Source organism: Olivibacter domesticus, from assembly GCF_900109575.1.
GTDB classification, from domain to species: Bacteria; Bacteroidota; Bacteroidia; order Sphingobacteriales; family Sphingobacteriaceae; genus Olivibacter; species Olivibacter domesticus.
The window spans coordinates 66745-85516 of sequence record NZ_FOAF01000008.1 but is presented as its reverse complement, the minus strand read 5'-3'; the positions used below and the strand labels follow the sequence as shown (position 1 = coordinate 85516).

Sequence of the window (18772 nt, the reverse complement as noted above, 5' to 3'; positions counted from 1 at the left end):
GTTTTGCCATATTTCAAATCATATTACAAGACAATCTTAAATTATCTCTTTAATTAAGCGTAAAAATATCTAAATTAGCGCACACTAACCATAAAACCGCAAAAACCTAGCATCAACTGGCTTAATAGGCTTTATTTTTAATTATTATATTATGAATTTATTATACTATGAATTGTAAACTATTTACTTTTGCGATACTATTTTGTTGTAATTTTATTGCCCTGAAAACACAAGCCCAACTCGAAGTAGGTATTTCAGGAGGATATAACAAAAATTATCTGTATACGAGCACAGGGTACCGTGCATTTACAAAATACGATGCCGTGAGTGGTTTTGAGCTAGGTGTTCCTATACAATACCACTTTAATGAGTGGCTGGCTATACAGGCGGAACCCTCCTACATTCAAAAAAATTATGAGCAGAACCGCAGTCACTTTTTTGAAGGTGTTTACCAAAAAAACACCAACAGTTATATCCAGCTACCCCTTATGGCTCATTTCTCCTTTGGGGGGAAGCAATTAAGAGGTTTTTTGAATATTGGTGGATATGGAGCCTACTGGGCATCTGGCAAGGTTAAAGGAGCAGTGGCTAATGTATTTGATAATGGCCCTGAAATACCAGACGACCAGGATATCGATGAATATTTCCAGCTAAATCAGCCGCATCATTATAATGAAAAATACACTTTCGATAGCCGCCGCGATCGCCGTTTAGAGTTAGGTCTAATGGCAGGCATCGGAATAGAGTACGCTATCCTTAATAAATATAGACTTTTTGTGGAAGGACGGTATTATTATAGCTTATCCGATCAACAGAAGAATTACATGATTAATCAGATACCGCGTTATAATGACACCTACGGTGTACGTATTGGTTGCCTGTTTAACATAAAGAATATTTTCCGTAAACAGGAGACACAAACACTCATTAAAGATTGAAAATTTAATAAACACAAGATGAATCAATTCAATAAATATATTTTAGTCCTATTTGTATTCTTTATAATGACTTCCTGTCGTAAAGAAATCCCGGAGATCAACAGGCCGGAAGATTACGTAGAAGGCAACTTTAGTGAAGTTTTCGATGCCTACTGGAATGGTATGAACAATAATTATGTTTTTTGGGATATCGACACTACCAATTGGGACCGTGTTTACAAACAATATAAACCACTTTTTGCGAAGCTCAACCTTGCAGATTCTATTGATGTACGAACGGGTTATACCTATTTCAAGGAAATGACCTCAGGGTTAATAGACTCGCATTATGATCTTTCCTTCAATGACTCTTGGCTGGCCGACTCAAGTAGCATTAATCCCGCTTATCAACGTAAATTAGCTAAACCAGATTACCATGACCCAATAAGTGTTCTTCATTTTTATTATACATTACCCGATAATTACCTTGATGAAGGTTGGAAAAGAGGCTTCGTTAATGTTGGCAATAGCCAATATGTAGCCGTCGCAGGAACTATTGATCAACACACTTTATATTTTTATTTTAATAGTTTTAATTTAAAAAGTTTATACGAGGCAGACGGCGATAATGCTGTAAAAACAGTGGAACAGTATTTCTTCGACATGATTAACAATACCCCAGATATAAAAGGAATTATCTTGGATGTGCGTGGCAATGGGGGTGGTGCCTTAGCTGATCTGAATTTTCTATTAGGAAGAATGATCGATAAACGTTTAGATTTTGGTTTTACGCGTTCGAAGCAAGGTAATGGCCGTCTCGATTATTCGCCTTGGACACCGGCTTTTGTAACACCTCAAGACAGCGCACGTAATATCACGGCACCTATTGTTATGCTTGCTGATGCCTGGTCTGTAAGCATGTCCGAAATAACGACCATGGCGGTAAAATCTTTACCCAACGGGCATTTCGTAGGAGAGCGTACCTGGGGAGGTAATGGGCCTTTAACTGCTAATAAATTTTACAATGGAGGTCAGTTTTCTACCGGCTTTATAAATCAGACCTATACGTCATCCCTGATGTTTAAATACAGAGATGGAAAAATATATGAGGGTATTGGCTTTCCTCCCGACATTGAAGTGAAATATGATGAAGCAGCTTTAGAAGTGGGCACTGACCCACAATTGGAGGCTGCTTTAAAGCTCACACAGTAAGCTTTACTAAGCTGGCTGTTAACTTATAAAGGTTTGAGTCATCTTTCAATATTAGTTAATAAAGGCCTTCATTCACCAGTAAGGCCTTTATTTGTATAATGGAGTAAATGTCGTAAACACCCAAATTACCTTTTTTTGAATTCTTTTAAAATTAACCTATGTTATAACAGTTGGCTATCATTTTAAATTAAGACCTGTTATTTAGTTATGCTGCTTTCTTAAATATTTTGTAAGTATAACGATCAATTGACCTTCTACTCTGCCTTCAATCTGTTCCGCATTATCTTCCACCAACTTAATATTTTTAACAACCGTACCCAATTTCGCATTCAGCGAGCTTCCTTTTACATCGAGCGATTTAATTAACACCACCGAATCGCCATTTTGAAGCAGGTTACCGTTACTGTCTTTATGCAACACTACTGCCGCACTATTTTCATGATCTCCCGTAGCTTTAGCCCATTCCAATGTTTGTTCATCCAGATACAACATATCCAAATTATCAGCCGCCCAGCTTTCTTGTTGTAAGCGATTAAGCATACGCCAAGAAAGTACCTGGATAGCTGGAATTTCACTCCACATGATCTCTGAAAGAAAATGCCAATAGTTATTTTCCAGTTCTACTTTCTTGTCAACCTGCGCTAAGCAACGATCACATATTAAAATGTCGCTATCACTATAATTACCTGTTGTTGGAGGCACTGTATAGACCGTCAGATTAGTATCCGACTTGCATAACTCGCATTTATTCCCACTTCTATCTCTTAATTTTTCTTCCATTTTTATTATTATTTATTTGCGGTAAAGGGCTGACAAAAATAGTACTTTTTGTATTTCGTGACCATAACGAGCGTTTACTCGACGCAGGTGTATTTTTGATTATTTTTTCAAACAAATCCATAAAAAGACCACATTATCACTTAGAATGATTTATTTCTTTATCCACATTTTTAACCTTCTCCCCATATAAGTGGCTACCATCTCGTAACTCGAAGGTACTTCCGCGTTTAAGCTATGAAATGTAACCAAGCGCGTACCTTTTGGCTTATCACTAAGAAGCTTTCGTAAATGTGTAGTATATAAAATATATAACTCAGGAGAAAGCTCAATAGTATTATCAATGCTGGCAGAACTTCTTAAATTTTCACAAAACGAATTATAAAAGTAGATATTATCGTAGTTTTCAAGAGATTGATGCATGAGATTCGCATGAATAAAATGGGCATTTTCTACACTACATTTTTCTTTCGCGATCGCTGCGTATTCCACTAGGTCTTTTCGTTGTTCTATCCCATAAAACTCAGCGTGTGCATAATAATTAGCCCCTGCTAGACAAAATTTACCAATTCCACTGCCGACATCTACAATCTTAGCGCCTTCAAAAGATGCTAAAAATCCTGCCGCTATCTTTGCAACAGCCAAAGGGGTCCAGTGCACGCTCGAAAGGTTTTGTATGTGCGCTGGAAAAATACTATCAAACGTCTTGTCGTCTATGTAATAATCTGCGGATAAAAAAGTAAGAGGCATAAAAATTAAATAAGTTCACTCGTTTGGTCTATCATTCTATCTCCTAAACAAAAAATACACGACTTCCATAAAAAATCAAAGAACCTTAAAATCTATTTGTTCAACTGAAAATCAAGATACCAAGTAAAATACCAACAATCATGATGACATATAAAAGAATTTCGTTGGCAGCAAATTTCTTATACTTAGTCCAAAAGGAATAATCGCTATTAGATGTCTCTCGTTTAGCCATATAGAAGAACCAATAAAAGATGTTGAACTTTACATTTTGGCATATGCAAAGATAGTTTAACAGACTACTTTCAGCACCGAAAAACATCATAAAAAAAACTGATAAAAATCAATTATTAAAAACCTTTTGAATAGATACCAAAGGCAGGCATCAGACCTAACATTGCATATCAACTGCATTTTTTTAAATTTGTGGTATGAGTCTTTCAGAATTATTTCCAATAGATAGGTGGAATTTTAGCACTAGATCAATTCTTAATGTGCTATCTGATGAGGACTATAGTTATTTAATAAGCAATCGAAGTAATGAACGGTATCAACGAGGCGATGTTATTTTTAGGGAAGGCTCGGTGCCTTCTGGTATTTTTCTTATCACAAAGGGAAGAATAAAAAAATACAAGGTTGATCAAGATGGAAAAGAACAGGTAATTTATATAGCAAATCAGGGTGAGCTCATTGGATATCATGCTATTTTATCTGAAGAACGTTATTCCGATTCAGCGGCGGCGCTAGAAAACTGCACAATCAGTTTTATACCTAAAGAGGATTTTATGGAGGTTCTACATCGCTCACCCCTTCTTGCTCAACGGTTACTGAAAGCCATGAGCCATGAATTCACCGTGCTATCCAATTCCATTTCTGTTCTTGCGCACCGAACAGCAGCCGAACGACTTGCTATTGCACTCATTGTATTACGTGAAAAATTCAAAGAAGAGGGGCTTCAACAAGAAGTTGCGATTAATATTTCAAGAAGCGATCTAGCTAATATAGCAGGCATTGCCCAAGAAAATGTTGTCCGCATATTGAAAGAATTCAAATCGGAGCATATTCTAGAAACTCATGGAAGGAACATCAGTATAAAAGACATTAAACTGCTTGTAAAAAGAACAAATTATAAATAGTTCCCCCCTTGTTGAAAAATTTATACTGTCTTAACCGGTCTTCGATTAACAATTTTATAAATAGTTCTACGGAATCTGATCCGAAAAGCATCATAAAACATAGCGAACATAAGAACACCTGCCGGAATAAAAAACGTATAGTAACGCAGTTTTAAAAATGCAAAACCACCAAGAATACCACCGGCTAGAAAAAAAGATATAATAACGAATCGAAGAGCAATCCTTTTTTTGATGCCCGCGCTATCTTTTCCACTTGAAGAAATAATGAGCGACAAATCAATGCCTAGGTCGGTGAACATTCCTGTAAGGTGGGTTGTTCTTACTACTGAGCCCGAAATGGCTGATACCAAGGCATTCTGTAACCCCATTGCAAAAAGCAAACTTCCTGCAAAATACTCTGTTTTTATAATAGAACCATCGAAAATATCTCCCAGGGAAGCTACGGCAACCAGCAGGATTATTTCAACAATTATGGGAACAGTATAGACATATCTTTTATTCCTTCCAATTTTGTGGATACAAAAACCTGAAAAAAATGCTCCTGCCAAAAAAAGTAATAGCCATAAAGCAACCATACGAGCTGCACGTATCTCTCCTGACGCCAATGTTTGCGCCAATAAGGCTGCGTGACCAGTGACATTGGTGGTGAGCACTGAAAAGGAGAGAAGACCCGCCGCATTAACCATCCCTGCTGTTAAACACAATAAAACAGCTAGCCGTAAGTTTTGCTTATAACTTCTTTTCTGCCCTGTATGTCTAAACATGTACTAAACTTACTATCAATTATAATCTCCAATAAATATACTAATATAAAGTATTTGAATTAACATGCTATAAATGAATGATGGTAAACACCTAAGATTAAATAAAAGGTGAGCATAAAACCTGTAGTGAACAATATTGAACAGATTTGAACAGGATTTAAACTACATGGCAAATAGCCAGATGATATATTTGACTGGAAATTCATTTAAAAATAAGCTCGCCATGAAATCCATTTCATTATTTTTTCTTTTCCTATTAATGACCGCTCAATTATTTGCCCAAAATAAAGACGCTTTAAAGGAAATAAAGATTCCAATGGAACCAACTTATTGGGAATATGATACCGCAGCTGTTATATTTACCAACCATCGAAATGTGAAAGCATCGAAATCTAAAAATGCGCGGGGCTACCAGCTATTTCTCAAAGATCAGATTTTTACAAATGGCACCATTGAATTTGATGTAGAACTTAATGGTGTGGGATTCCCAGGCATTAATTTCCGAATATCTGAAGACCGCAAAAATGGAGAAAATTTTTACATCCGTTCCTTTGGACCAGTAAGTCCAGTGAGCAGAACAACATTGCAATATGCAGCCGTTATTGATGGGGTCAGCATGTGGGACTTAACAGACGAATATCAAACAGGAGCCAGCATTTATAGTGAAGGATGGAACCATGTCAAACTAGTTATTTCTGGCAAGCAAATGAAAGCTTACGTGAATGATATGTCAAAACCAGCTCTTATTGTGCCCGAATTGGAAAGTTGGCGTAAATCGGGCACTATTTCCTTGAGTGGGAATGTTATCTATGCCAATTTCATCATCAAACCGAATGCCACCGAAGGCCTAAGTTCGGATGCCGGATATAGTTCTACTTATAATGATACACGTTACTTAAGAAATTGGATGGTGAGTCCATTAATAGCCTTTCCTTTTGGACGGGAGATCATTATACCACTGCCAAGCATGTATGGAAAACTCGTGCATTCCGATTTACCTGATAGCACCACCACCTGGTCGCCAATCATGGCAGAGAACCGAGGAATTATTAACCTAAGCAGGAAGTACGGCGGCGTAGAGAATGATGCCCGTAGATTGGCTTGGATTAAAACAAACATACGGTCAGATAAATCTCGGGAAAAGATATTACACTTAGGCTTTAACGATGAAGTATGGGTATTTATTAACGGACAAATCCTTTATGTAGATAAGAACTATTTTGGTACACCCAGTCAAAAAGAGTTCCGAGGGAGGTGCACAATTGAAAACGCGACAATCAAATTACCATTAAAAGAAGGTGACAACGAAATTATGATTGCCCTAGCCAATTACTTTTATGGCTGGGGAATTATAGCGCGTTTGGATGATATGGATGGTATTCAGCTAGATTACCGTTATAAAACCGACAGCGAGCCTGCAAAACAAAAAGAGACCGATTCTAAGAACCGATCTCTAGTTTTCACCATCCATTATTGAGCCTAACCATTTTTTTATTTCTTTATCAGATTGATGGAAATTGAATGTTCATCCAATTCCTCTATATGTTCATCCGTAAAAATGTCTTTAGAAGATTCTTGTATTGCTGCTAACAAATCTTCCGCTGAACCTTCATAAGCTACCAAGATGGTTGAACCGTTTGGACTGTATTTCATCTTTGTATCTTCTACATCTTTACAGCCTTGTATCGTTTCATTTAATTTTTTGAGATTTACCAAATTAATACCGGAAATATTAATCGTTGTCATTGCTTCGGCTTCTCCACCGTCCTTCTTTTTGAAGAAACCCAGTAATTTATCACTTGTACCTTTGGTTTTGTCGGCCGTGTTGGAGGCCTTATCAACTTTATTCAGGGCTTGATCGACCTTGTCAAATAGACTTTGCGCTTTTAAGCCTGTTAAGCCAAAACAGAGCATGGCTAAACAAGAGATAATCAACGTTTTCATAGTCAAAATTTTTAAATATTAGTCTGTTTTTTTCTAGATTTAAATACAATAAGTTTTATTTTTTAGGCGGCTCACTAGATACTTTGTCAAGTTCTATTACAAAAATGCTTTATTTCACCAAGATGTACAATCCTAGTAAATGAGCTATTTTTTCTACTGGTTTTCTGGTAGCTTAAGTTCTGCCTACACTTCTTAGATAATCAATACAATACTTTCAACATTCTTTTTTGAATGCTCACATCACAGGGTTACATCGCGGTATATGAAATGATCATCAATTTGAGAGATGATAAAATGCCCCCCTACTCAGTATTCGCCAAGAGCACTTCCTTTCGATAAGGTATCGATGAATATGCACCTAACTTTGTGACCGCTATGGCGGCGGCTTTACAGGCAAAGGAAATGGCTTCAAGTAATGTTTTCCCCTCTGCTAGGTACACGGCTATCGCTCCATTAAACACATCTCCGGCAGCCGTTGTATCTATAGCCGCTACCTGTGGTGCCTCGATGTGCCTGGCCCCGTCCTTATTTACTTGGATAGCGCCCAATTTTCCTAAAGTAATAATCACCTCTTTTACGCCTTTCTTACAAATTTCGCTAGCAGCTAATTTTGCTGTCTCTATATCGCTTATAGCGATGCCTGATAACATTTCGGCTTCTTTTGCATTAGGTGTAAGTATATCGATAAAAGGGAAAAGATTTAATATTCTTTTATTAACGGGAGCTGGATTAACCATTATCCTGATATCTTTTTCCTGCGCATATCTCAGGATAGCCTCTACCGTTTCTATTGGGATTTCTAATTGTAACAAGATAATTTTTGCAGCAGGATAAGCTTTTAATTTTGTAATAACATCCTGTTTATTTAAATGGGCATTAGCTCCCGGTGCTACTACGATACTGTTCTCACCTACTTCATCTACCGTGATAAGAGCGATTCCTGACGGACTGTTGGCATCAGCTAAGATACCCTTCATATTAATTTCTTCTTCACCAAATAGCTGTGCTAATTGGTGACCAAAAATATAATTTCCTATTTTAGTGATAAATGCGACCTTCCCTCCTAGGCGCGCAGCAGCAACTGCCTGGTTTGCTCCTTTTCCTCCAGGGTTCATTAAAAAGTCACCTCCAAGTACTGTCTCCCCTGGCGCCGGTATATGGGTTGATTTTACGACCATATCCATATTAGAACTACCTACCACAATAATTTTACTCGACATACACGAACAAGTTAAACATTCACAACAAATAAACACAACATTTCCAGAAATCACGTTATTAAGGTTTCTTTTTACGTAAGGCCTCTATGGGTTATTATTTAGAATCAGTATAAATTACGAAATGATTTTATATATTTGTAGCATAGATGTGCTTGCCATGATAGTTAAAAGTAAAATAGAAGGTTTGCAAGATTGGTTATTTATTGAAGATATATCTGATATATGTCTCCCAAATAGCCCCTTGAATGAAAAAAAGACCGTCATAGAGCGACATCCAATACATATGTCCAATTATCAGCTATCTACTGGCGGTTTGTTTATTTTATATTCAGAAATGAGCTTTAAAGGACCAGTCCGCATACATACAGAGGTGGAGGGCGAAACAGTAACCAGTCAGTTTGTATTTTACAGAAACGATAATAATAGAAAAATTAAAACCTCATTTCATGGAAGGGGAAGGCATAATGTACGTTATATACCTTCCTTTGTGGAAGATTATGAGCTTCAATCAGGTGCAGAATATGACTACTTTTTAGTTGTTTTATCAAAAGACTTCTATTTCAAGTTAATCGCACCAGAATCGGTTTTACATGAGGATTTCGTACAAAAGATAAATAAGGGAGAATATACCTCTTTTGCTCATGACGATATGTTTGTAACACATGAAATGTTGAAGGTTATTTCAGAGCTTAAAGATAATAAAAGGACGGGAGAGTTACGCCGCATTCATACAGAATCTAAAATATCCGAATTATTAGTTTATCAATTAGAGCAGCTAAATGATAGCTTTGCTGAAGAAAGAGAGCATTTAGTGGGCGACGACATTATTAAACTGCTCAAAGCTAGAACAATATTGGACGAGCGCTATGCGCAGGCGCCTACACAAAGAACTTTGGCTGAAGAAATTGGAATGAGCGAATCGAAATTACGCCAGTCTTTTAAAGATTATTTTTCGGTTACTATATATGACTATTTGACTAGGGTACGTATGGAAAAGGCTCGTTCCCTTTTATTGGAGGCATGCAAAAGTATTGCTGAAGTAGCGAATGCTACAGGTTATAACCATCAACAGAATTTCAGTGCAGCTTTTAAGAAATATTTTGGCATAGCTCCTAGTGATGTTAGGTAAGAGCCTCCGTATTTTCTACGGAAATAGGTGATAATAAGGAGTTAAAGCCACCAACATCTAGATCTAGCTGTTTAGGTATTACAATTGGTTTCAAAGTCTGTTTGTTTATCATAACGTCAACATCCGTATTAAAAATAGCATAAATATGTGCAGGTGTCAAAACTTCTATGGGTGTGCCATCAAGCCATTTTCGACCACCTTTTAACATCAGGATACGGTCGGCATATTGCGCTGCTAAATTAATTTCATGTAATACAGCAATTACCATAAAACCTCTCGTACTAAAGGCTTTTGCTATCGCCATCGTTTGTTGTTGGTATTGTGGATCTAGCGCGGCAACAGGTTCGTCCATCAGTAGTAGACTTTTCGGTTGATCCCAGATCTGGCATAATATTCGTGCATATTGAACTCTTTGCTGTTCTCCACCAGAAAGGGAGGGATAGGAACGCTTTGCAAGATGTGCAATGCCACATACTTCCATCGTTTCCTCTATAACAATGAAATCAAATTTGCCTGGACGATGTTTAAAATGCGGGTATCTCCCCATCAAGAGTACTTCTTCAACTGAGAAGCTAAGCTGTACACTGTTGTGCTGTTGGAGAATCGTTCTCTTCTTAGCTAGCTCATGTGGTAAATATTCGTTTAACTCTTTGTTAAAGAGCCAAACGTTGCCGGAGCTAGGCTTTTTTTCTCCACTTAGAATATTTATCAAAGTAGATTTACCAGCACCGTTAGCTCCTAGAATGGCCAAAAACTCTCCGGGTTGTATCTGAAAACTGACATCACGTAGTAGACAATATTTTCCAATTTTATAGTTTAATGCAGTGGCGGTAAGCATATTAAATCATATTAGTTAAAGAGCTTTTTTTTCTCTTTAATAAGTATATATAAGAAAACAGGTGAACCTAAAAGTGCTGTGATAACACCTATTGGCAATTCGATGGGGGCAGCTAAATTACGGGCCAATACATCGGCCAAAGTTAAGGTAAGGGCTCCAAATAGTGCAGAGGCCGGCAACACAAATCGATGATCAACACCCCCTGCTAAACGAACAATGTGAGGTACTAGCAAACCAACGAAACCAATTATGCCAGATACTGCTACCGACGCACCAACGGCTAGCGTAGCGAGTACTACAACCTGCGTTTTTACCCTATTCGGTCGCAATCCCAGGATACTGGCCTGAGTCTCCCCCAAAGAAAATGCGTTTAGTGATTTCCCCAAAAGTGGAAGAACAATTAAGGGAAGAGCAATAAAAGGCATCACACTCCATACCGTTTGCCACGTAGCGCCACCCAAGCTTCCCAACATCCAAAAGGTAATGGTACGTAATTGTTGCTCATCGGCCAAGTATGTTATTAATCCAGTTAACGCTCCTGCAAAGGCGTTAATAGCGATGCCTGCTAATAACATGGTAGCCACATTCGCCCTTCCATCGGTTCTAGCTATATTGTACACAAGGAAAGCTACCACACCCGCGCCAACGAAAGCCCCAAATGCTAATAAATAATAGCCCAATAAATTGCTTAAACTAGCAAGTAGGCTCAATTCCAAGCTGATGACAATAACAGCCATTAACGAGGCACCCGCTGAAATACCTATGAGACCTGGTTCGGCAAGGGGATTGCGAAAGATGCCTTGTATGGCCGCACCAGATACTCCTAAAGCGGCTCCAACTAATAACCCTAATAATAAACGCGGAAGCCTTATAATATAGATAACACCCTCATAAGTATTGTTCACATTCGCATCATGCAAGCCCAGGTACTTGCTTAATATAGACAAGACCTCTTTGATAGGGATGTGCATGGCGCCAAAGATGAGTGAAGAGAAAATGACCAAAAACAAACTGCAGATTAATAAACAATATATTGCTAGTTTCCTCATTTCTATCTACTTAATTCCTGATGAAGTGCTAAAATGGCATCAGGCAGACGCACACTGAAATTGGTAAGCAATTGACCATCCATATCTATAATATGTTCATTCTTACCGGCTTTTGTAAGTTTCATACCGGGCATCTTCAAAACAGATGCCTTTCCGCCCAAACTGCTTAAACCGAAATCAAACATCAATATAACATCTGGATCAGCTTTTACCATGGCCTCCGTAGTATAGGGTTTAAAATCTGAAAACTCATAAATCGCATTTTGTGCTCCTGCCAGCTTGATGATAGCATCGATGCTGCTGCCTTTCCCTGCAACACTCATAGTGCCCGTTCCACGTGCATAAATGAATAGTACTTTCTTCTGGACTTGTTTAGATTTCTTTATTTTCGCAATAGCCACTTGGAGTCGTTCTTCAGTTTTTTCGGCTAACATCTTTCCCTTCTCGGGCACACCAACTGCATTCGCCACAGATTGGATAAAGTCAACCGCCCCAGCTGCACTATACTCTTGTTTAAACATAACAAGCTGTATACCAGACATCTTTAGTTGATATTGTATCTCCTTACTGATATGCCCTTCAGGAGCCAGTATGATGTCTGGGGTGAATGACAGCAGCCCCTCTGTAGAAACTGATCGATTACGGCTCACCTTCGGTAGCTGTTTCACATAAGTTGGATAAATGCTTGTCACGTCTGTCGCAACTATCTTGCTCCCTAAGCCCAGTGCATCTACCGTTTCTGTTAATGCACCGCTAAGCGTTATAATTCTGTTCGGAATGCCATAACAATAGGTAACGATAAACCCTGTCAGGATCGTTAAAAAAAATCGTCTTTTCATAAATTTCTAAATCACGCTCACAAAACAACTGTTATTTAGAATAATTACAAAATACTAACTCTTCATATTCAGCACATTCTCGCTTTTATGGCGGAATTCATACAAAATAAGACGTTTCGCATACAACCTTTCTGGCAGATTATCTCAACATTTGTATTATTATTTAGAATGATTAAAAATAATAAATAAGATGAATGTATAAATTTTACTTACTGATGTTGTACTTATTCCCATTAACTGTATTTTGTCAAACCAAAGGTTCTTTGCAAGGGGTTATTTACGACGAAGAAGGAAGAGCCATTGCTGCTGCCACTATAACCCTAAACCCAGATAATCATTTCTTGGAAGTTGAGGAAGACGGGTCTTTCCAAATCGCCGATTTATATGCGGGTGTATATACACTAGCTGTCAGTCATATGGGGTATAAGAATTATGAGCAATCTATAGAAATTACCGCAGGCCAGATAGCGCAGATAAAAATAAAACTGCAGAAGGACACACATACTTTGAATGAAGTATCGGTTAATGATAAGCTTGTTCAGTCAGACAACCTGATTTCTGCGACAAATTCGGCTATGCCAGTAACGGTTATCAGCCGTAAACAAATTGAATTGATGGGCAGCAGGCGGCTCGATGAAATTTTAAAAGAGCAAACAGGTATTGCTATCGTCAACAACATTGCTGGAGGAAACCGCTCCGTTGGCGTTCAACTACAGGGTTTTTCATCCGAATATGTGATGATTCTAATTGATGGCCAGCCTATGGTGGGACGCAATGGTGGAAGCTTTGATTTGTCACGTATCAGTGTAACTAACATTGAACGCATTGAAATAATTAAAGGGGCGGCTTCTTGTCTTTTCGGCAGTGAAGCTATGGGAGGTGCAATCAATATAATCACCCGTCATGGGGCCTTACAACCACAGGGAGTGGCTTCCATCCGTTACGGATCATTAAAAATAGTGGACGCCACCTTAGAAGGAGAAACACCCTTTGCCGCTAATCGGGGTGAAGCCAATCTGTCGGCGAATTTTTATCATACTGACGGGTTCAATGTAAACAATCGGTACCAAACGAGCGGTACTACGGTTCCACCGTCAGATAATTACACCTCACAAGGTCGTGTGCGTTATCGCTTAGCCAAAAGCACAAGTGCAGGTATAAGTGGTCGTTACGGATTGCGCAAATCGGTAATGACACGTGGATATGGTAATGACATATATAAGGATCATATGGACGAGGCTGATCTGAACGCATCTGCTTATCTAAATAGCACGTACAAAAACGGTCTGCAATCTCTTAGCCGTTTTTACTTCACGCATTACAACTGGGACTCCAAAATTGAGTGGAATAATGGGACATTAGGAGAGCAGAACAATTTTTTACAATCAGTTTTCCGTCTAGAGCAACAATTCGCGTATCGGATTGCTGCTTTATCCTTAACAGGTGGTATTGGAGGTTTGTTAGAAACGATGAACGACCGCTCGCTAGGTGATATCCCCTCTATGAAAAATGGATTTGTATATACGCAAGGCGAATGGCAGCTAACAGATCAGTTGCAGCTTTTGGGTGGTGGTCGTTATGATTATCACGCCAATTATGGTGGCCGTTTTAACCCCAATCTAGGAGTTACGTATATTCCTGCTGCATTTTTAACCTTCAAAGCAGCCATTGGCTCGGGTTTTAAAACACCTGATTTTCGTCAACGCTTTCAGGTATTTACGAACCCATTGGTTGGTTATACGGTATTAGGCGCCGATATCGCCAGAACACAGTTATTGGCTATGCGGGACGCGGGTCAGTTGAGTGAATTACGGAATTATACTTTCAATAAGTTGCAACAAGACGGTTTGCAAGCCGAACAGAGTAATACCTTTAACTTGACTGCTACAATAAGTCCTTCGAGTAAATGGCAGGTAGAACTGAGCGCTTTTTATCATCATATAAAAAATCAGATCAACAGCTTTCAGGTAGCTACGGCAACAGACGGACAAATGATTTATTCCTATTTAAATCTTCCCAAAGTTAACAACAAAGGGCTGGAAGCCTCTGTTTCTTATAAGCCCTTGCCTGGTTTGGATGTTTCACTCGGCTATCAATACCTGCTATCTAAAGATCAAAGTGTAAAAGACAGTATTCGAACGGGTAATTGGCCCTATTACAATCTACGAAATCCGGCAACAGGGGAAACGTTCCGTTCTAAGACAGCAGATTATTGGGGGCTGGAAAACCGTTCCAGGCATATGGCCAATCTGCGGATTTTCTATAACTACAAGCCCTGGGACGTAGGACTTACATTTCGGGTGAATTATCGCGGTAAATACCCCTTTGAAGATGCAAATGGAAATTACTACATAGACCGTTATGACACTTTTGTAAATGGTTTCTTTTTATTCAATGCTTCCGTGGAGAAAAAAATATTTAAAAAACATTTGGCTTTACAAATCACTGCTGAAAACATAGCCGACTATACAGATTATCTGATGCCCGGACAATTGGGTCGAGTGGTGCTAGCAGGAATAACCTATCGATTTTTTAAGTGATGAATGAAGAGTTATGAACGATAAATCTTGAATAAGCAAAGAGTGGATAGCGTAAAGCTTACAGACCAAAATGTATAATAAATGAATGAAAGGGAGTAGTGATTATTCAAACATCCTGACAACTCACAACTCGTAACTCACAACTAAATAAGAACAACTAATTAATAACATGAAAACGACAAAATCGAGATGCTGGTGCTTACGATATTTGAATTGGCTATTGGATGCTGATAGACGGCTCTTCTTATACCTCTTCATAAGTATCTTGTTCAGTACCGGCTGCAGTAAAAATAATGAGGAAATTACTCCAGGCTATGAAGACGGAAAGAGTACGGCTATATATGATTTGGCTGGTGATACCAATGCCTCTATGTCTGACGGGGTAGACGGGAAAGAAAAACGACCGTTTTATATTTTCTTATACCGTTTCAGCGACAAAAGACAGATTTGGATACGTAATGCCGCAGATTCCGCGAGGTATTTGAAAACAGGTGAATGGGATCTCGCATTTACCGGCCCCTATAACAGTGAGGTCTATGTAAACAATGCGAATGACGAATCAAATCCAGGATATGGAGGACCCGCAACAAATACTGCGATAGTAAGATACGATCAGCTTTATAGCTCAGTCACAGAGGCACCTGCTGATGACATATTTAACCAAAGCGAGATCAGTAAAATAGGCTGGTCATCTGGACCAAACTCCAGTGGTTGGTTCAATTACAGCCTAAATACCCACCTAGTTGTACCTATTAAAAACAGAATATATGTTATCCGATTGGCGGATGGTAAATACGCCAAACTTGAGCTGATCAACGTCTATAAAGGCAACCCACCAACTGTATCAGATCTCAATTGGCCTGCTCCCTATTATACGTTTCGGTATTTCGTACAACAGGATGGAAGCAAAAATCTTAACACACAATAATAGAAATATTGAATTTAATCACCTTATACAATATACAAAATGAATGTTAAAAGCAATCAATCAAAGGGTACAATTTCCTCAATAGTTCGCGTACTACTATGTAGCTGGATGCTGCTAAACTTAGTCACAGCATGCTCGGATAAAAAAAATGATCCGCAGCCAGAAGAAGAAGTGCCTGAGGAAACAGGCGCTACAGTACCCTATTACACCTTACAAAGGGTAGAGAATTTGGCGGTAGAGACAGATGATGAAAATCCGACCGAAGCAAAAACAGCCGTTCTATTCAGTTTAGAATATAAAAAGGAACAACCGCTTAGTTACGCCAAAACGACCTTTTGGGATATTTCTTTAACAGGACTTTATAACAGTTTCTTTGGTGGGAACAATAATACAGATGCAACGAACTTAGGATTTCAAGGCCCAGGAAAAGGAGGAGTTATGATTGTAGAAAAGAGCTTTGATGAAGTAGTCGATGTGCCGGTGGATAGTGAGTTTAAAAATGGTGCGGGAGTGTTTGGCACAGACATTAATGGCGCTTTTGGCGAAGGAATAGGCTGGTACCTCTATGATTTTGGAGGCACGCTGGTAGGAGATGGAAGTGAAGAGAAAAAGCATGTTGCTTATGCCATAGGAGAGCCTATTAGCATAAAAGCTAATGGAACTACTAAGGAAATTTCGGGACGCACAATTATTGCGCGTACGGCAAAAGGAGATTACGCAAAGATTAAAATGATCTCGTGCTATAAGGATACATTCAACCGTGATCAGATGTTTAGAGACACACCGCACATGTTCTTCACGTTCGAATATGTAATTGTACCCGCGGGTAGTACCAAATTTGAAATTAAATAAAATCTACACTTACGATCATGAAAAATAAAAGCCTATTCATGTTGTTATGGCTGGTGGCCATAAGTTTTTGGGCATGTACGAAAACAGAGCCTTTCGAGGCTGTGCCGCAGAATAGAATAACTGAATACAAGGTGGTAAACTTACAAGACACTTTCATATATGGAGCCGTTAACAATATCGAAAATACGATTACTGTATATGTACCTTTCTATCTGAATATGGTCGTTATTCAGCCAGAAATTACCGTTGAGTCAGGTGCCATTTTGGAAACCGAAATGCTCCCGGTGGAATTGGACAATGAATCTCAAACCTATGCAGTACGTGCCGCGGACGGCAGTAGGCGGACTTATAAACTAATTATTACACAGCAAAATACTCCAGATCTTTCTTTAGTGTGGTCGGATGAATTACCTACCGGGGCTCCTGGTGATCTGCTGGGTGTAAATAATTCTGGGATGCCCTTTTCTTTCCTGTATGGTAATTTTCAATCTACAAGCATTGCTACACTTAATTTTGCAATGATTCACAGAACTACTGGGGACACCTTGAGGCCAAACCTATCTTCTACTGGTATAGAACCCTCAACTGGCTCGTCCCTACCTTTTATACGGGATTACTATTTGTATGGTATAACCATTCCAACAGAAGCCGATAGCGGATACTATGATATTGAAATTGGATTTTTGGGCCATAAAGAATTGACACCAGTTCCATTACATGTTGTATACTTAGAGCCGCTATTGGCACCTATCTGGAGCCCTAAAGTAGCTATACAGGGTGGAGAGATCAGCTTTCTTCCAAATAGCAGCCCGCAACTACTATTCATTAATCCTCAATCAGTTACCGCTCTTCTCAACGGTAAAACTTATGATTTCGCTATCCAAGATGGTTCTACAAGAGCAAATTTAGTATTGAAAGTGCCTCAAGATTTCCCAGTGGGAGCATACGAAGGGGTTCCATTTACTTTCCAATTTGGTGATTGGCCGGAATTAAAAGTAGATGTGCCACTTACTATTACAAGTCAATAAATAAAAATAATGGTTCATCCAATAAAGAAATAGGAGCCTAAAGATGAACAAACAACAAATCATAAAAATAAGAAAGAATGAAAAAAACAATAAACAATTTGACTAAGGGGATCGCCTTCCTCGTATTAACTTTTTTTATCGTCTCTTGCGATAAAAAAAATGACGATGCAGCAAATTTAAGTCTTAATAACGAGACGGCTGTTGTTGATCCGGTCAACTCAGTGGTGGTTACCGGTAACTATGGCAATCCTGCTTCTGGTCCGGCAGTTTTTGGTACTGTATATTTGAATTTATCTACAGGCGCAACCAATACCACTGGAACCGGTACCTGGCATGTACGTTTCACTAGCACAAATAATTCGACTATATTTCCGGCCTCGGGTTATACACTTAAGTATCTACCAAATTACACTGGTGATTTAGCCGACATCGATTTATCTCATTACAATGCCGCTACAACAGTATCTTCTTTAGGAAGAAACACGAGTACTACATCTACGCCAAATGGTTGGTGGGGCTATAATGAAACTACCCATGTTGTGGAAAAAGTAAATAATGTAGTATTATTTGCGAGCAATGGTACTACTACGTATGCTTTTCAGGCAACTAATGCTGTGGGTGAAGGCACTGCAACGAACAATCGCGGTGTATATACTTTTAATTATGGAATAGTAGAATAGTTAAAAAACAGGTAATAATACTTTAGGCTCTTATCCCGCAGCATTTTAGATGCCACGGGACTTTACCCGAACAGTCCGTCCCATGTGAAGATGCCGGCCGGGCTGTTCATTTTCTACAAAGGTACATTATTTAAAGACATTTCAAGGTGCTTAAACCCTTGATAATATTCAT

18 protein-coding genes are annotated in these 18772 nt (G+C 38.7%); 10 read left to right on the top strand and 8 right to left on the bottom strand.

Annotation, left to right across the window (positions count from 1 at the left end):
* Positions 1-167: 167 nt before the first annotated feature.
* Both BMY50_RS21790 and BMY50_RS21785 read left to right on the top strand, forming a co-directional pair.
* Entirely contained in the window at positions 168-938 is a 771-nt protein-coding gene (locus tag BMY50_RS21790) for a porin family protein (RefSeq protein WP_093329088.1), read from the top strand.
* Between the two features lie 18 nt (positions 939-956).
* Entirely contained in the window at positions 957-2129 is a 1173-nt protein-coding gene (locus tag BMY50_RS21785; RefSeq protein ID WP_093329086.1) for a S41 family peptidase, read from the top strand.
* 201 nt (positions 2130-2330) lie between these two features.
* Here the strand turns inward: BMY50_RS21785 and BMY50_RS21780 are convergent, their stop codons facing one another.
* The gene (locus tag BMY50_RS21780) at positions 2331-2909 is read right to left on the bottom strand and encodes a PhnA domain-containing protein (RefSeq protein WP_238383850.1); all 579 of its coding nucleotides are present in this window, start codon (positions 2907-2909) and stop codon (positions 2331-2333) included.
* Between the two features lie 150 nt (positions 2910-3059).
* A complete protein-coding gene (locus BMY50_RS21775; protein ID WP_093329077.1) occupies positions 3060-3656 on the bottom strand; it encodes a class I SAM-dependent methyltransferase in 597 nt (198 codons plus the stop codon).
* Between the two features lie 428 nt (positions 3657-4084).
* Here BMY50_RS21775 and BMY50_RS21765 point away from each other — a divergent pair, with 428 nt between their 5' ends.
* The gene (locus BMY50_RS21765) at positions 4085-4789 is read left to right on the top strand and encodes a Crp/Fnr family transcriptional regulator (protein WP_093329071.1); all 705 of its coding nucleotides are present in this window, start codon (positions 4085-4087) and stop codon (positions 4787-4789) included.
* Positions 4790-4809: 20 nt separating this feature from the next.
* Here the strand turns inward: BMY50_RS21765 and BMY50_RS21760 are convergent, their stop codons facing one another.
* Positions 4810-5553, bottom strand: coding sequence for a YoaK family protein (locus BMY50_RS21760; RefSeq protein WP_093329067.1), 744 nt, complete (start codon positions 5551-5553; stop codon positions 4810-4812).
* 223 nt (positions 5554-5776) lie between these two features.
* On the opposite strand from BMY50_RS21760, the gene BMY50_RS21755 reads away from it, so the two are divergent.
* Positions 5777-7030, top strand: coding sequence for a hypothetical protein (locus BMY50_RS21755; protein ID WP_202907906.1), 1254 nt, complete (start codon positions 5777-5779; stop codon positions 7028-7030).
* Positions 7031-7044: 14 nt separating this feature from the next.
* Here the strand turns inward: BMY50_RS21755 and BMY50_RS21750 are convergent, their stop codons facing one another.
* Complete coding sequence (locus BMY50_RS21750) at positions 7045-7497, bottom strand: hypothetical protein (protein ID WP_093329063.1); 453 nt, start codon at positions 7495-7497, stop codon at positions 7045-7047.
* A gap of 302 nt (positions 7498-7799) precedes the next feature.
* Positions 7800-8717, bottom strand: a complete 918-nt coding sequence (gene rbsK / locus BMY50_RS21745; RefSeq protein WP_093329061.1) for a ribokinase — start codon at positions 8715-8717, stop codon at positions 7800-7802.
* Between the two features lie 121 nt (positions 8718-8838).
* Here rbsK and BMY50_RS21740 point away from each other — a divergent pair, with 121 nt between their 5' ends.
* Positions 8839-9846: a helix-turn-helix transcriptional regulator gene (locus BMY50_RS21740; RefSeq protein WP_238383849.1), complete on the top strand. Its 1008-nt coding sequence runs from the start codon at positions 8839-8841 to the stop codon at positions 9844-9846.
* Here the strand turns inward: BMY50_RS21740 and BMY50_RS21735 are convergent.
* Genes BMY50_RS21735 through BMY50_RS21725 form a run of 3 tightly spaced genes read right to left on the bottom strand, consistent with a single transcriptional unit; the run spans position 9839 to position 12572 of the window.
* On the bottom strand, positions 9839-10684 hold the full coding sequence (locus BMY50_RS21735; RefSeq protein ID WP_093329056.1) for a heme ABC transporter ATP-binding protein: 846 nt from the start codon (positions 10682-10684) through the stop codon (positions 9839-9841). The genes BMY50_RS21740 and BMY50_RS21735 overlap by 8 nt on opposite strands.
* 11 nt (positions 10685-10695) lie before the next feature.
* The gene (locus BMY50_RS21730; protein ID WP_093329052.1) at positions 10696-11733 is read right to left on the bottom strand and encodes a FecCD family ABC transporter permease; all 1038 of its coding nucleotides are present in this window, start codon (positions 11731-11733) and stop codon (positions 10696-10698) included.
* Positions 11734-11735: 2 nt separating this feature from the next.
* Positions 11736-12572 carry a heme/hemin ABC transporter substrate-binding protein gene (locus BMY50_RS21725; protein WP_093329049.1) on the bottom strand — a complete coding sequence of 279 codons (837 nt, stop codon included), beginning with the start codon at positions 12570-12572 and terminating at the stop codon, positions 11736-11738.
* 215 nt (positions 12573-12787) lie between these two features.
* Between BMY50_RS21725 and BMY50_RS21720 the strand changes: the two genes are divergently transcribed.
* The 5 genes from BMY50_RS21720 to BMY50_RS21700 all read left to right on the top strand — a co-directional run bounded on the left by BMY50_RS21720 (position 12788) and on the right by BMY50_RS21700 (position 18600).
* Positions 12788-15112: a TonB-dependent receptor gene (locus BMY50_RS21720; protein ID WP_202907905.1), complete on the top strand. Its 2325-nt coding sequence runs from the start codon at positions 12788-12790 to the stop codon at positions 15110-15112.
* A gap of 169 nt (positions 15113-15281) precedes the next feature.
* Positions 15282-16040 carry an HmuY family protein gene (locus BMY50_RS21715; protein WP_093329044.1) on the top strand — a complete coding sequence of 253 codons (759 nt, stop codon included), beginning with the start codon at positions 15282-15284 and terminating at the stop codon, positions 16038-16040.
* 39 nt (positions 16041-16079) lie between these two features.
* On the top strand, positions 16080-16892 hold the full coding sequence (locus BMY50_RS21710) for an HmuY family protein (RefSeq protein ID WP_093329042.1): 813 nt from the start codon (positions 16080-16082) through the stop codon (positions 16890-16892).
* A 17-nt stretch (positions 16893-16909) separates the two neighbouring features.
* Positions 16910-17920: a hypothetical protein gene (locus tag BMY50_RS21705; RefSeq protein ID WP_093329040.1), complete on the top strand. Its 1011-nt coding sequence runs from the start codon at positions 16910-16912 to the stop codon at positions 17918-17920.
* Positions 17921-17997: 77 nt separating this feature from the next.
* Complete coding sequence (locus BMY50_RS21700) at positions 17998-18600, top strand: hypothetical protein (protein ID WP_093329038.1); 603 nt, start codon at positions 17998-18000, stop codon at positions 18598-18600.
* Positions 18601-18772 lie beyond the last annotated feature (172 nt).

Bases quoted from the DNA above. Each gene is read 5' to 3' on its own strand.
- BMY50_RS21790 (WP_093329088.1), top strand. From the start codon at position 168: ATGAATTGTAAACTATTTACTTTTGCGATACTATTTTGTTGTAATTTT.
- BMY50_RS21785 (WP_093329086.1), top strand. From the start codon at position 957: ATGAATCAATTCAATAAATATATTTTAGTCCTATTTGTATTCTTTATA.
- BMY50_RS21780 (WP_238383850.1), bottom strand. From the start codon at position 2,909: ATGGAAGAAAAATTAAGAGATAGAAGTGGGAATAAATGCGAGTTATGC.
- BMY50_RS21775 (WP_093329077.1), bottom strand. From the start codon at position 3,656: ATGCCTCTTACTTTTTTATCCGCAGATTATTACATAGACGACAAGACG.
- BMY50_RS21765 (WP_093329071.1), top strand. From the start codon at position 4,085: ATGAGTCTTTCAGAATTATTTCCAATAGATAGGTGGAATTTTAGCACT.
- BMY50_RS21760 (WP_093329067.1), bottom strand. From the start codon at position 5,553: ATGTTTAGACATACAGGGCAGAAAAGAAGTTATAAGCAAAACTTACGG.
- BMY50_RS21755 (WP_202907906.1), top strand. From the start codon at position 5,777: ATGAAATCCATTTCATTATTTTTTCTTTTCCTATTAATGACCGCTCAA.
- BMY50_RS21750 (WP_093329063.1), bottom strand. From the start codon at position 7,497: ATGAAAACGTTGATTATCTCTTGTTTAGCCATGCTCTGTTTTGGCTTA.
- rbsK (WP_093329061.1), bottom strand. From the start codon at position 8,717: ATGTCGAGTAAAATTATTGTGGTAGGTAGTTCTAATATGGATATGGTC.
- BMY50_RS21740 (WP_238383849.1), top strand. From the start codon at position 8,839: ATGATTTTATATATTTGTAGCATAGATGTGCTTGCCATGATAGTTAAA.
- BMY50_RS21735 (WP_093329056.1), bottom strand. From the start codon at position 10,684: ATGCTTACCGCCACTGCATTAAACTATAAAATTGGAAAATATTGTCTA.
- BMY50_RS21730 (WP_093329052.1), bottom strand. From the start codon at position 11,733: ATGAGGAAACTAGCAATATATTGTTTATTAATCTGCAGTTTGTTTTTG.
- BMY50_RS21725 (WP_093329049.1), bottom strand. From the start codon at position 12,572: ATGAAAAGACGATTTTTTTTAACGATCCTGACAGGGTTTATCGTTACC.
- BMY50_RS21720 (WP_202907905.1), top strand. From the start codon at position 12,788: ATGTTGTACTTATTCCCATTAACTGTATTTTGTCAAACCAAAGGTTCT.
- BMY50_RS21715 (WP_093329044.1), top strand. From the start codon at position 15,282: ATGAAAACGACAAAATCGAGATGCTGGTGCTTACGATATTTGAATTGG.
- BMY50_RS21710 (WP_093329042.1), top strand. From the start codon at position 16,080: ATGAATGTTAAAAGCAATCAATCAAAGGGTACAATTTCCTCAATAGTT.
- BMY50_RS21705 (WP_093329040.1), top strand. From the start codon at position 16,910: ATGAAAAATAAAAGCCTATTCATGTTGTTATGGCTGGTGGCCATAAGT.
- BMY50_RS21700 (WP_093329038.1), top strand. From the start codon at position 17,998: ATGAAAAAAACAATAAACAATTTGACTAAGGGGATCGCCTTCCTCGTA.